This window comes from Dyadobacter jiangsuensis, assembly GCF_003014695.1.
GTDB lineage: Bacteria > Bacteroidota > Bacteroidia > Cytophagales > Spirosomataceae > Dyadobacter > Dyadobacter jiangsuensis.
Genome location: NZ_PYAS01000005.1, coordinates 484935 through 496778 on the forward strand (window position 1 = coordinate 484935; position 11844 = coordinate 496778).

The window sequence follows — 11844 nt, forward strand, 5'->3', positions numbered from 1 at the left end:
CTAACCCTTGTTAATCCCAACCCCTGAGGCACAACCTTAGGGGTTATTTTTTTAACTTGACCGCCGATTCAGTAAAGACTAAAAACAACCAATCAATGCAAGAATATATTGAAAAGAACCGCGACCGGTTTCTGAACGAATTGCTCGATCTGCTCCGCATTCCGTCGGTAAGTGCCGATTCGAAGTTCAAACCCGACATGCTCAAAGCGGCGGAATATGTGCGCGATCGGATCGCCGAAGCCGGTGCCGACCGCGCGGAAATCTTCGAAACAGAAGGCCATCCGGTAGTTTACGGCGAAAAAATCATCGACCCTGCATTACCGACCGTGCTCGTTTACGGGCACTACGATGTGCAGCCAGCAGATCCCTACGAACTCTGGAACTCGCCCCCATTCGAGCCGGTGATCAAGAACGACCGCATTTACGCACGCGGAGCTTGCGACGACAAAGGGCAGTTTTATATGCATATCAAAGCGCTTGAAATCATGCTTGCTACGGGTACGCTCGCGTGCAATGTGAAGGTAATGATCGAGGGGGAAGAAGAAATCGGGTCGTCGAACCTGGGGACATTTATCCGAAAATACAAGGAAATGCTGCAATGCGATACGATCCTTATTTCCGACACGAGCATCATCGCTAACGATGTTCCCTCGATTGAAACCGGTCTGCGCGGACTGACCTATGTAGAAGTGGAAGTGGTAGGGGCCAATCGTGACCTGCATTCAGGTGTATACGGCGGTGGCGTAGCGAATCCGGTCAACGTCCTTTGCGAAATGATCGCTTCACTGAAAGATGAGAACGGCCACATTACCATTCCGGGCTTTTATGACAAAGTGCAGGAGCTAAGCGCCTCCGAGCGCGCAGCGCTGAACGCAGCTCCGTTTGATCTGGAAGAATACAAAAGAGACCTCGATATCGACGACGTCACGGGCGAAAGGGGCTACACGACTATCGAAAGGACCTCCGTACGCCCCACCCTGGACGTAAACGGTATTTGGGGAGGCTATATTGGCGAAGGCGCTAAGACCGTCCTGCCATCGAAAGCGCACGCCAAAATCTCGATGCGTCTCGTACCCCACCAGAACGACGACGAGATTTGTGAAATCTTCACGAAGCATTTCGAATCGATCGCTCCGGCATCTGTGAAAGTGAAAGTGGTACCGCATCATGGCGGCCTGCCTTACGTCACACCGACGGATTCGGTTGAGTACCGCGCAGCCGAACTGGCCATGGAAGAATCATTTGGCAAGAAACCCATCCCTACGCGCGGCGGCGGCAGCATTCCGATTGTAGCGCTGTTTGAACAGGAATTGGGCTGCAAGAGTATTTTGATGGGCTTCGGGCTGGATATCGACGCATTGCATTCGCCGAATGAGAGCTACGGGTTGTTCAACTATTACAAAGGCATTGAGACCATTCCGCTTTTCTTCAAACATTATGCGACATTGAAGAAGTAACAAAGGAAAGAGGTGACAGCAATGTCACCTCTTTCCTTTTAACGCCGTCTCCTCTGCTCCCGCTTCATCTTTTTTAAATTCGCGATCGCCGCCTTTGCTTCTTTATCCTGGCTGGATTTTTTATCGGCCCGGTCATCGGCGAGTTTGTAGTAGCGTAATGCCTCGTCGTAATCTTTTTTATGCTCTGCGATTTTGCCCAAGCCCAGTAATGAGGAAACATAATACCCGGCATTCATCGAGTTGGTTTGCGTTGAATAATCAATCGCCTTCTTGTAGTATTCGCCCGCTACGTCGTAGTCGTGGCGGTAATTCATATTGTAATAAGCCAGTACATAAGCAGCATTCCGACCGCTAACACCTTCATAACCCGGCATTCCCTGGTTGATTTTTGTAATAATATTCTGCGCAGCCTGCTCCGCTTCGGCCATTTTGCCGGTAACAAATGCCGTCCGGCAGAAATACCGCTCGAAATAGGGATTGTTCGGAAATGTCTGCCACATGTATTTGGCCATTTCGTACGCCTTGCTGTACTCGTTTTCCATGCTGTAAATCTGCAAGAGGAAATACCGGGCCTCTACGCGCGTGTAGAATGCATTGTTACCCACCTTTTCCAGTTGCTGCTCGCCGAGTTTCTTATTGCCTTTCGGGAAAAGCGCGAGGATCGGTTTCAGTATCGGGTATTCCTTGGGCACCCATTCGGCATAGTAGTTATACAGGCCGTCACCAAAGAGCAACTCCGGCGAAAGGTCACCATTACCCTTGCATTGTTCGAAATATTTCAATGATTTTTTCCCTGCAAATGCTGCTTTTGCCCAACTTTCGCGCTCGGCATAAAGCCTGCCTTTGAATGCGTAAGCGGCTGCGAGAAAGAATGCAGGTTCGATTTTATTTTCCTGATCATCGTACAACTCCTCCGCCAGCGTAATGGTAGAATCCATCTGCGCGAGGAAGGTTTTGTCGTAAGCTTCGTTCTCTGTGTTCGGTACAATTTTCCACCATTCGGCCAGGCCCATCAAAAAATGGGGCATGGGGTGTTTGGGGTAGCGGTATTTGAGCCACCGGAACTCCGCATCCGCTTCATAGAACTGGTAATTGTACAATTTATTGATCGCCTCGGTCGATTCGATCTGTACCCCGGGATTTTGGAGAACCATCGCATACTTCTTGTCCAGCTCGGCCGAAGAATATAATTGCGCGGTCGCAATGTGGCTTGTAATTACAGTTAAGCAGCAGAATATGATTATGTTAACAACTGATCTTCTCATAGCAGGGGTAAATCTGTTCTATTAACGCCCGGTTCAGATTTTGCGTTTATCAGCGGCCCGGTTTTTAAAAAAAGAGTTAATATTGATCCTCAGAGTATTTGACACCATTCAACGGCCGACAACCCGGCGGAACAACAGTCCGCCCAGCCATTGGAACTTGATTCGCACTTCAAAATTATGATTAACATTCTGGATAAAACATTTGTCCCCTTTATTTCGCGCGAAACGATCGAAAAACGTATTACTGAATTAGCAGTCGGCATTAATGCTGATTACGCGGATTCTTGCCCGGTGTTCATCATCGTGCTGAACGGCGCGTTTTTGTTCGCAAGTGAGCTGGTCAAGAATATTTCGCTGGCCTGCGAGATTAACTTCATACGACTTTCTTCGTATTCCCAAACCTCCTCCACTGGCTCGGTGCGTGAGATCATCGGGATGGACGCCAGCATTGCAGGGCGCGATGTGATTATCATTGAAGATATTGTAGATACAGGGCTTACGATGTCGCAACTGATCACAAAAGTGAAGGCAATGTCGCCCAAATCCGTCGAAATTGCTACTTTGCTGCACAAGCCGGAAGCATTGAAAACGCCGGTTGATATGCGTTATGTGGGCTTCGAAATCGAAAATAAATTTGTGGTCGGCTACGGCCTCGACTATGACGGAATCGGGCGTAACCTCGACGCGATCTACGTTCTCGCCTGACCCCTCTTTTTTCAACAACGTTCTAAATTCCCAACCTTTATGCTTATCCAATTCTTTGGCGCCGCACGCACCGTAACCGGAAGCAAGCACCTCATTACCACCGAAAAAGGAACGAAAATATTGCTCGACTGCGGCCTTTTCCAAGGCATCCAGACCGACGAGTTCAACCAGGAGTTTGGCTTCAAACCCGCCGACGTCGATTACGTGATCCTTTCGCACGCGCACATCGACCACTCGGGCCTGCTCCCGCGCCTCGTGCGCAAGGGTTTCAAGGGCCCGATTTACTGCACCGCCGCCACCGCCGACCTCTGCCGCATTATGCTGCTCGACAGCGCCCATATTCAGGAAAAAGACTTGGAGCGCATTAATAAACGCCGAAAAAAGCAGGGCCGGCCGTTACTCGAAGAACTGTATAACGCCGAAGATGCCGCACACGCATTATCGCTTTTCAAGACGGTGAGATACGGACAGACGTTCTTTTTGGGTGACAACAACGAAGTATCTGTAATCCTCACCGACGCTGCGCATTTGCTCGGCAGCGCCGCCGTGCATTTGAGTATCCCCGACGGCGGGACATTCAAACAAGTGACGTTTACCGGCGACATTGGCCGCCCCGAGGACCGCATTCTCCGCAAGCCCGAAGAGTTTCCGCAGGCCGACTACATCATCTGTGAGTCTACTTATGGCGACCGGCTGCATGAAAAGGAAATTGATATGCACGCCCATTTGCTGCGCATCGTTCAAGAGACCTGCATTCGTCGCCGTGGCAAGCTCATTATCCCGGCCTTCGCCGTCGACCGCACGCAGGAGCTCATTTATGCCCTCGACCAACTTTCGAGCGCCGGACAGCTTCCGCAAATCCCGGTCTACATCGACAGTCCGCTTGCCATCCGCGCCACGGCTATTATGAAGGAGCACGATGAGTGCTTCAACCCCGAAATCCTTGAATACATCGAAAAAGACGGCGATGCATTTGCATTTCCGTACCTCAACTACATTTCCGACGTGCAGGATTCCATCGCGCTGAACGACCGCCACGAACCTTGCATTATCATTTCTGCCTCGGGAATGGCCGAAGCCGGGCGCATCAAGCATCATATTGCCAACAACATCGGCGACCCGAACTCTACCATCCTGCTCGTGGGCTACGCCTCTGCGAACACGCTCGCGGGCGCTTTGAAGCGTGGCGACAAGCAAGTGAACATTTTCGGCGAGCGCTTCGAGGTCAAATGCCGCGTCGAAACGATGGACTCCTTCTCCGGCCACGGCGATTACAATGAGATGATCGAATTTCTTTCGTGCCAGAAGCCCGAGCGCGTGAAAGAAGTGTTCCTTGTTCACGGCGAGTACGAGACGCAAATAGCCTTTAAATTGAAGCTCGAAAAGGCCGGATACCGCAAAATCCACATTCCGGCGCTATATGAAGGCGTAAAAATTTAAATTTTTCAGATTTTTTCGCCTTTTGAAACCTGAAACGCTTGTAAAGTCCAAAACAAGATTGCTATCTTTGCGCACCGATTTCAGGCCGAAGTGGTGAAACTGGTAGACACGCACGTTTCAGGGGCGTGAGGGAGCAATCCTGTGCGGGTTCGAGTCCCGCCTTCGGCACAAAACGGAACTTTTGCGATAAATCGCTGGAAGTTCCGTTTTTTATTTTAGCTAAATCGCTGTTTATCTGGTAGATAAACGAAGCTACCTCGTTGATTTTTCCGGTTCGATAACCGCTTTCTGAAAATATGAGCTTTTCGGGAAATATCGAACCAATAATTTCCCGCTTCATTTTGATATCCGCTCCGATATAGGTCTTATCAAGCCTGGAAAGCACTGCCAGCACCTTTTCAATCATCTTATCAAGGCCCTGAACACCTCCGGCATCGTTTGTCAACTCGGTTAATCTTGCTTCCAGCCTCAATAGTTTCTCTTCGATCTCGGTTTTGATTGTTTTGTAATCTTTGGGATCGATATCTGAAGACAACAAAAGTTCTCTGGCTTTTGCTAGCTTAGCACTAAGTTCATCAATTTTGTTAAGCAATTGCCGCTTTTCATTTTGAGATGTTTTTGCTTGATCCGAAAACTCGTCGGTTACTAATTGGCGGAATATTTCGGCCGTCGCTTTTCTCGGTGTGAATTTTTGTAGTTCACTAACAAAGGCATCGTTGACGAGCCCCGCCGGGTACCGACATCCACAGGAAGCGACACAGTGGTAGTAGTGGTAACGCCCGTTCCGGCCTTTCGAAGCGCTGGCTGTAAGCATTCGGCTACATTTGGGGCAACCCAAAAAGCCCCGGAGCGGGAACATTTCATTGGACAGCTTTTTCACGTTCGGCCTGTATCTTTTACGCCTTCCATCGATCGCATCCTGCACATCATAAAATAATTTTTCCGAAATCAACGGTTCATGCTGGCCATCTACCAAGCGGTACTCTTCATCTTTATAGCCCCTTACCACGATCTTTCCAAAGTAAACCGGGTTTCCTAACGCGCGCCAGAAACAAGTATTGCTGCATTTGAGCCCCCTCCGCGCCGCCTGCCTTCTCACCTCTTCCACGGAATAGATCCCTTTGGCTACCTCTTCAAATGCCCATTTCATCAGCCCAGCATCCGGCTCGCGTAGCGCAATATACTTTCTTCCACTTTCGGCTATCTTGTTCACATAGCCCACTGGCGCCACACCCATATACCTTCCCTCCTTTTTGGCACGTCGCATCCCATGAAAAGTATTTAAGGCCCTGCGGTCATTCTCTACTTCGGGCGCAGCCAGGTAAAAGGCCAACATCATTTTATTTTCGGGAATTGAAAGATCGAGCGGCTGTTCGATCGCCTGTGGCTCCACTCCTACTTTTCTCAGGATATTGATCATTTGATAGGCGTCGCCTGCGTTCCGGCTGAAACGATCCCATTTAGTAAAAAGCACCAAGTCTGTTTTCCCTTTCGACTTTTTCAGTTCAGCTAGTAAAGCCGACCACTGCGGGCGATCAAAGGTCTTGGCTGAATGATCTTCGTAAACGACCTTTCTGACACCTATCCGGTTGATCTCGCAATATTTCCGAAGCACTTCCTCTTGTCCCCTCTGGGAATATCCTTTGTCTGCCTGCTCGTCGGTACTGACCCGCACATAGAGATCCGCTATTTTCATATGTTCAATGTCGATGAATATTGTTACTGACTGCTCCTTCTAATGGATTGGTGTGTATTAGCCATTCCCTTTAAACACCTGATTTACTGCTATTTTAGCCATTCTCTTCAAAAAATCCAAGATCAATGCTGCCTCCTCAGTGGTAATTTCCAGACCTTCCTGTTTATACAGCTGCACAATCTTTTGTAGGGAAATCCCACTTTTACCATTCTTCTCCATACCCTCCCTGCTTACTTTTGTTAATCAGGAAGCTAGTAATGATAGATCGTTTACAAGTTCCTATCATTCCGTAGGGAATAATAAGAATGTTTTTAAAAGAATTTGAGAAGGAAAAAGGGCCTGAGAGATCCAAGCCCTTTGAAAAAGTTTCAATAGTCCGCAAACACATGACCCTCATATTCGCTGTACTCTTCCATGAACAAATCCCTTGCGAAGGCCTCGTAGTCAAAGTACTTTTCCAGCATAGATGGCACGCCAGACAGCAATCCTGTCTCTTCGATGTACTGATAAGCGTATTCAAGCTCTGGATCTTTCATCGATCCACCAAAGAATCCACGGTAGCTTTCTCGGAAACTTTCAAGTTGGTCTTCCAGCTCGTACCCATTAGATGGCCAATAGTTGATCTGCTTACAATAAATCTCGAATGCCTCGGCAGTCTCATCGTCGATTTCACAGATAGCCTCAAAGTAGGCAAAAGCTTCTTTGTGAAGGCTGCATTCTGATATCAAAAAATCCGGGATGTTCTCCCAGTCCTGGAACATCAGTTCGGGGTCGAATTCATTACGATGAAACTCGTGGCAGTCTTGCAGGAATTCTTTGAGATCAGCATATTCGGTCAGGTCAAACCATTTACCGAACAGCGATCCACTGTTATACTGACCATAGGTTCCAACATAGATTTTTGGAGCATTTTCGAGATTTCTCATGATCGAAAGGCATTTAAATAGCTTAGGCCCGGCTTTGTGCTCAGGGCAATCGCTGCCTTCCACTCAATGAAAAAATGATGGGGCTCGTCCCCTTGGTTGCATGCCCATCCGGCGGTTTAAGGTGCGGCTGGCTAACGCGGGTTCAGCTAAAAAGCCGGATGACGTAGTGCAGGCTTGCAACCGTCATTTTTTACTTTGTAACTTTCGTTTGCACTGAACGCATCTTTTAATGATTTTTTTCAGCAATCTGAGCAACTTAAAAAAGGTATGTAGTCACCTCTCCCACTAAACACTGATTGCAGCTATTCGATCTTCGAAAACCGCTTCGGCTAATTCTAGCAAGCGTAACACCCGGGAAGAAATTGAATGAACTTCTTGTTCGCTGATCTGATAGTCCGGATTGTATCTGGCCCCGAGATATGCTTCTTCTAGAAGCTCTAAAAGCCGTTCTTCATCGGGCGAACCGCCAGGGAAGATGTCATTCAACTGAGGAGCTAATCTATGGTTAAACCTTTTGAGTGATCTGATGGAATGCGTGCGCCGTTCGCTTCCATAGAGCGCAACTGCAGCGCTACGAAAAGTCGTTTCAGCAGCTTGTTGCAGCATAAACATCGACAGAGCTTGCTCGTTTACTTGTTGGTAATACTGTGCTCCCTCAAAAAACTTTCTGGCTTTGCTAATTCCGACCCTAAACGCGTGCCTTGATTTTTCAATCAGTTGCCTGAGGGTTTCAGGGAGCATTTTTGGTAATGGCGTAACACTCCGTTGGTATACTAGGTTTTCGCTGGTACAGGCCAAAGAGAAGTATACTTGCCCGCTGGTAAGTGCCTGATGAATATCCGACAATTTGTGGACTGAGCAACAGAGCTTTCCATCCCCGGCGTTGAATAACTCAACGATGGGCTGATGCTCTTTGACGGGCTTTTGGTTGTCATCGGCAAACACAATCAGCAGATCCCTGTATGGCTTTTGCTCAGTTGATTCAGGCGCAGGATGCTTGACCTCAAATATTAGAAGTGGATCGAGTGCTGCAATTAGCAGTTCTATGATGGCTTTACTACCCGCCAGTTTGCCAAGCCGGCGTTTCTGAAATGGAATTCCTTGATCGCTTCTTGAAATCAGGTAAACGGCTTCGAGAAGAGATTCCAACAGTTCATACTGAATGATTTCAACACATTCGCCAGTGGCCTCGCAGATACTCACCTTACTTAACCCATATTCCACCCAGTCTTCCAAAATCTCTTGCCATTGGTCATAGCCGTAAGTATTAAAAACGCGCTTAATCGCCAGAAGGGGCTGCACGGTCTCAGGGAGTGTCAATCTGCGGATTATTCCGCCATGCCGGTCGTTGAGCTCGCGGACATCACGCATGTACTGCCGATCGGCTTCAATTTGTGCATGGCTGAAAGGCTGAAAATCGCTGGTGTTCAACTCGACTCCATCTTCCTCGGCAACCTCTAGCAGAAGCCTACATGCCTTGATGATCTTTTGCAAATGTCTGTGGAGACAAAGTACCGTCGACGGATCACCAAGAAATGAAAACGGTTTCTCTGTGGTTACTGCTTTGAGGAATTGCCAGAGTTCGACGCGAATGAATTCCAGATCGGTCGCGTGAAAGAATTCTGCGACCAGATCACGAGCGTCGGCAAGCTTCTGTTCGGTCGAACCCCTACTTTCGCTTGTTGTTAAATTTACAATCTCCATAGGCTTCTCTTTTTTTGACAAAAAAGAGGCCGCGGATGAGCGTGCCGAACCACAACAAGTTGTATCCTACCAAAGAGCGTTGGTAAAACACTGCTCGCCGCCTGTTGACCTTAGCGTAGATATTCCCTTTATTTGTAACCATGAGCACAGCAACAAAACCAAACCATGTCGGTCAGAAGATCGCCCGGATTCGTGAACTTCGCGGTCTTAAGCAGGAAAGCCTTGCCTACGAGCTGAAGGTCAGCCAGCAAACGGTATCCAAAATTGAGCAGAGCGAAATGGTTGATGAAGAGTTGTTGGAGCAAATCAGCAAAGTTCTCGGCGTTTCAGCGGAAGGGATTAAGAATTTTAATGAAGACGCTGTGTTTAACTACTTCAATAACTTTAATGATAATAGTGCAGGAACATTCAACCATCATTGCACCTTTAATCCACTCGATAAGCTTGTAGAACTTTTCGAAGAACACAAAAAGTTATACGAGCGTCTATTACAAAGCGAACGCGAAAAGCTAGAATTGCTTAAAGGAAAGCAAGATTAGGCCTGAGACTTTCTCAAAGGTTGTCAGATAAGCTTACAACCTTGGCCGCTTTCCTGGTTTCAGCGATTGTTCGGGCTGTTCATCCTCAAACGTACTCTACGGTCTGTGAACAGCCTGGCTCAGGCGCATACTCGTTTCCTGCCAATCGAGTTTTCTATCAAGTAATTTGATTGGCACCGAAAAATCGATGTCCTGGTGGTACAGTAGACTTGTCTTGGCAATCTGCGGACTGGCCTGAAGATATTTGTCTGTATACGCCTTTACGAGCAGCCCCAGTGGTAACTTTTCCAAAAGAGAGTAGACATAGATAAAATCTTTGATTCGGCTTCCGTTTTGTACGATTGCTGAAAGCTTCATTGCACCGTATCTTCCAAGGAAAGCATTCTGATCCCACTCGTTAGCTCTACGGGTTTGATAAGCGGGTATTGATGACTGATGAAATCCACCTTGACATCATCGATAAATCCGAAGACGCCATTCTTAACCGTTTTCTCGTCTGTCAGCCCATAGACCACTTTAAGATGCTCGCTGACGGCAGCGGAGTCAAAATCTTTGCCGGTGAAAAGATCAATGTCGACGGAAATCCTGTGACCTAACTTTAAGGACAGTGCCGTTCCACCAACAAGGTAAAACTCCGCAAGATTTTCATCGGCCATTAACCGGCGAATCAAAGCCAGTGTGCTGGCCTCGACTGTTTCTTCGTGTAGCATAGCATTTCCTCTTTTTTGATCGGAAAGTATGTGCATGCCTCTTCAATGGCATAATCCGGTAAAAAGACAATTTCGTTTTTAAGAGTGTCAACGACTTTTTGAAGCCCGTAGAAGCGGACTAATTCTTGCCACTGCTCTTCTTTACCACGCTCGATGATCCGGGCGATTACCGTTTTATAGGACGCCTGCCAGTCTATCTTCTCATAGTCCAAATCCCAAAACCATTTGGGGCCAAAATCAGGTTTTTCAAGTGTTGTTGGCTGCTGCATGATCATCAAGGTAAGAGATGTCGGAGGCTTTTAGGCTCAAAAGTTACGAATCTATCGTGAAATCAGCCGCCTGTAAGCAAATAGCTGCTCACAGGCAAGTGCATTTTTTCCGAGTCAGTCACAGTTTTGGCTTTTCTGCCGCGAGGCTTGCCCGTGTATTCAGGTTTGGTGCTTCTGTCTCAATAGCCAGTTCGAATCCTTCGGTAGCCTTATCAAAATCAAAAGTCAAGCTTTTGAAAATCAGCTTTTTGTTTTCATAATCAACTCCACCTTTTTTCAATATAACAGCCAGCGGGATTACGTGTCCCCTGCCACTTTTCTCGAACGAAAATGTCTGATCTGAATTGGCGGCCGGAACAAGGTATACCGATTTGATTTTTCGCTTTCCGTCCTGTGTCCCGATTTTAAAATTGGCCTACTCTGGATCAATTCCTAAATCGCGAAGCGCCGTGGCCGGAAAAACGAGCTTGCCAGAATTAGAAATGTAGCCCGTCGGAAGCGGCGCTGCTTTTGCTGCGGCTTTGGCTTCCGGAACGTTTTCCTCTGGAGAAAAGAATTTGATAGCTTTCAGTTTCATGATGTTATAGGTTACTTTGGGCTAAAATAACTCATTCTCCCTAGAAACTGGCATTCAAATGCCCAGGCCCTGCTTCTTCTGCCTGTTTTGCACCTGCTTTGGCTGCTCTTTCACCTCGATTCCGATGTTTTGAGCCAATCCTTTTTCAATGGAGGCTAGCGAATAGCTCCGTCCTAAGTCGGAGCCTTTAATCTTGATATTTTTCTGCAGATGATAGAATGCGATACCTCTTCCGACATAAGTTTTGTACCCCTGGGCTAACAATTTCGCTTTGAGCTCATCGATCGATACTACTGTATTTAAAAGCTCGTCGACGGATGATTTAAGTTTCAGATGCTGCTTGTCGGTCAGGACATTTTCAAGCCCCTGCCGCTTATTGATCCTCATTTCCGGTGCCTGGATTAATTCAAGCCGTTGTTCCATTCTGCGACAGAATTCGCCTGTTCTGGAGTAGTTATGAATGGAAAATTCGGTGAAATTGACCACCCCGTTTCAGTTTAAACTGACCACCTGTTCCGGGCGAAATTGACCACCCCGTTTCGGAGCAAATTGACCA

The 11844-nt window shown here is 47.6% G+C and carries 14 protein-coding genes, 1 tRNA gene and 1 pseudogene; 5 read left to right on the top strand and 11 right to left on the bottom strand.

The genetic code is table 11. From position 1 onward, the window contains the following. The first annotated feature begins 56 nt into the window (after window positions 1-56). Window positions 57-1457, top strand: a complete 1401-nt coding sequence (locus CLV60_RS13235; RefSeq protein WP_262510556.1) for a dipeptidase — start codon at window positions 57-59, stop codon at window positions 1455-1457. A gap of 38 nt (window positions 1458-1495) precedes the next feature. On the opposite strand, the gene CLV60_RS13240 is transcribed toward CLV60_RS13235, so the two are convergent. Beyond that, on the bottom strand, window positions 1496-2722 hold the full coding sequence (locus CLV60_RS13240; protein ID WP_106595834.1) for a tetratricopeptide repeat protein: 1227 nt from the start codon (window positions 2720-2722) through the stop codon (window positions 1496-1498). A gap of 177 nt (window positions 2723-2899) precedes the next feature. Here CLV60_RS13240 and hpt point away from each other — a divergent pair, with 177 nt between their 5' ends. The 3 genes from hpt (at window position 2900) to CLV60_RS13255 (ending at window position 5035) form a co-directional block, all read left to right on the top strand. Continuing rightward, complete coding sequence (gene hpt, locus CLV60_RS13245; RefSeq protein WP_106595835.1) at window positions 2900-3427, top strand: hypoxanthine phosphoribosyltransferase; 528 nt, start codon at window positions 2900-2902, stop codon at window positions 3425-3427. 39 nt (window positions 3428-3466) lie between these two features. Then, on the top strand, window positions 3467-4867 hold the full coding sequence (locus CLV60_RS13250; protein WP_106595836.1) for an MBL fold metallo-hydrolase RNA specificity domain-containing protein: 1401 nt from the start codon (window positions 3467-3469) through the stop codon (window positions 4865-4867). 84 nt (window positions 4868-4951) lie between these two features. Continuing rightward, window positions 4952-5035 (top strand) — tRNA-Leu (locus CLV60_RS13255). 745 nt (window positions 5036-5780) lie between these two features. Here the strand turns inward: CLV60_RS13255 and CLV60_RS34670 are convergent. The 4 genes and pseudogenes from CLV60_RS34670 to CLV60_RS34675 form a co-directional block, all read right to left on the bottom strand. Next, window positions 5781-6563 (bottom strand): annotated as a pseudogene (locus tag CLV60_RS34670) (recombinase family protein); the annotation flags it as partial. Between the two features lie 57 nt (window positions 6564-6620). Beyond that, a complete protein-coding gene (locus CLV60_RS34235; RefSeq protein ID WP_170118772.1) occupies window positions 6621-6782 on the bottom strand; it encodes a hypothetical protein in 162 nt (53 codons plus the stop codon). Window positions 6783-6931: 149 nt separating this feature from the next. Next, window positions 6932-7489, bottom strand: a complete 558-nt coding sequence (locus tag CLV60_RS13265; protein ID WP_090149068.1) for an antirestriction protein ArdA — start codon at window positions 7487-7489, stop codon at window positions 6932-6934. Between the two features lie 285 nt (window positions 7490-7774). After that, complete coding sequence (locus CLV60_RS34675; protein ID WP_229210955.1) at window positions 7775-9193, bottom strand: HEPN domain-containing protein; 1419 nt, start codon at window positions 9191-9193, stop codon at window positions 7775-7777. Between the two features lie 140 nt (window positions 9194-9333). On the opposite strand from CLV60_RS34675, the gene CLV60_RS13275 reads away from it, so the two are divergent. Beyond that, complete coding sequence (locus CLV60_RS13275; RefSeq protein ID WP_106595837.1) at window positions 9334-9732, top strand: helix-turn-helix domain-containing protein; 399 nt, start codon at window positions 9334-9336, stop codon at window positions 9730-9732. 96 nt (window positions 9733-9828) lie between these two features. On the opposite strand, the gene CLV60_RS34240 is transcribed toward CLV60_RS13275, so the two are convergent. The 6 genes from CLV60_RS34240 to CLV60_RS13300 all read right to left on the bottom strand — a co-directional run bounded on the left by CLV60_RS34240 (window position 9829) and on the right by CLV60_RS13300 (window position 11711). After that, on the bottom strand, window positions 9829-10089 hold the full coding sequence (locus tag CLV60_RS34240; RefSeq protein WP_106595838.1) for a hypothetical protein: 261 nt from the start codon (window positions 10087-10089) through the stop codon (window positions 9829-9831). Continuing rightward, a complete protein-coding gene (locus CLV60_RS13285; protein ID WP_170118773.1) occupies window positions 10086-10442 on the bottom strand; it encodes a nucleotidyl transferase AbiEii/AbiGii toxin family protein in 357 nt (118 codons plus the stop codon). Before CLV60_RS13285 ends, CLV60_RS34240 begins: the two co-directional genes overlap by 4 nt. Next, window positions 10400-10711: a DUF6922 domain-containing protein gene (locus tag CLV60_RS13290; RefSeq protein WP_090149797.1), complete on the bottom strand. Its 312-nt coding sequence runs from the start codon at window positions 10709-10711 to the stop codon at window positions 10400-10402. The genes CLV60_RS13285 and CLV60_RS13290 overlap by 43 nt, the downstream gene beginning before the upstream one ends. A gap of 118 nt (window positions 10712-10829) precedes the next feature. Further along, entirely contained in the window at window positions 10830-10991 is a 162-nt protein-coding gene (locus CLV60_RS34680; protein ID WP_229210956.1) for a hypothetical protein, read from the bottom strand. Window positions 10992-11126: 135 nt separating this feature from the next. Next, entirely contained in the window at window positions 11127-11288 is a 162-nt protein-coding gene (locus CLV60_RS34685; RefSeq protein ID WP_229210957.1) for a hypothetical protein, read from the bottom strand. Window positions 11289-11342: 54 nt separating this feature from the next. Further along, window positions 11343-11711 (bottom strand): hypothetical protein, encoded by a 369-nt coding sequence (locus CLV60_RS13300; protein ID WP_211302238.1) that lies wholly within the window; start codon window positions 11709-11711, stop codon window positions 11343-11345. Window positions 11712-11844 lie beyond the last annotated feature (133 nt).

Excerpts from the sequence above, each read along its gene's own strand:
- CLV60_RS13275 (WP_106595837.1), top strand. The coding sequence starts at position 9,334 with ATGAGCACAGCAACAAAACCAAACCATGTCGGTCAGAAGATCGCCCGG.
- CLV60_RS13285 (WP_170118773.1), bottom strand. The coding sequence starts at position 10,442 with ATGCTACACGAAGAAACAGTCGAGGCCAGCACACTGGCTTTGATTCGC.
- CLV60_RS34235 (WP_170118772.1), bottom strand. The coding sequence starts at position 6,782 with ATGGAGAAGAATGGTAAAAGTGGGATTTCCCTACAAAAGATTGTGCAG.
- CLV60_RS34685 (WP_229210957.1), bottom strand. The coding sequence starts at position 11,288 with ATGAAACTGAAAGCTATCAAATTCTTTTCTCCAGAGGAAAACGTTCCG.
- CLV60_RS13290 (WP_090149797.1), bottom strand. The coding sequence starts at position 10,711 with ATGCAGCAGCCAACAACACTTGAAAAACCTGATTTTGGCCCCAAATGG.
- CLV60_RS13300 (WP_211302238.1), bottom strand. The coding sequence starts at position 11,711 with ATGGAACAACGGCTTGAATTAATCCAGGCACCGGAAATGAGGATCAAT.
- hpt (WP_106595835.1), top strand. The coding sequence starts at position 2,900 with ATGATTAACATTCTGGATAAAACATTTGTCCCCTTTATTTCGCGCGAA.
- CLV60_RS13240 (WP_106595834.1), bottom strand. The coding sequence starts at position 2,722 with ATGAGAAGATCAGTTGTTAACATAATCATATTCTGCTGCTTAACTGTA.
- CLV60_RS13265 (WP_090149068.1), bottom strand. The coding sequence starts at position 7,489 with ATGAGAAATCTCGAAAATGCTCCAAAAATCTATGTTGGAACCTATGGT.
- CLV60_RS34240 (WP_106595838.1), bottom strand. The coding sequence starts at position 10,089 with ATGAAGCTTTCAGCAATCGTACAAAACGGAAGCCGAATCAAAGATTTT.
- CLV60_RS34675 (WP_229210955.1), bottom strand. The coding sequence starts at position 9,193 with ATGGAGATTGTAAATTTAACAACAAGCGAAAGTAGGGGTTCGACCGAA.
- CLV60_RS13250 (WP_106595836.1), top strand. The coding sequence starts at position 3,467 with ATGCTTATCCAATTCTTTGGCGCCGCACGCACCGTAACCGGAAGCAAG.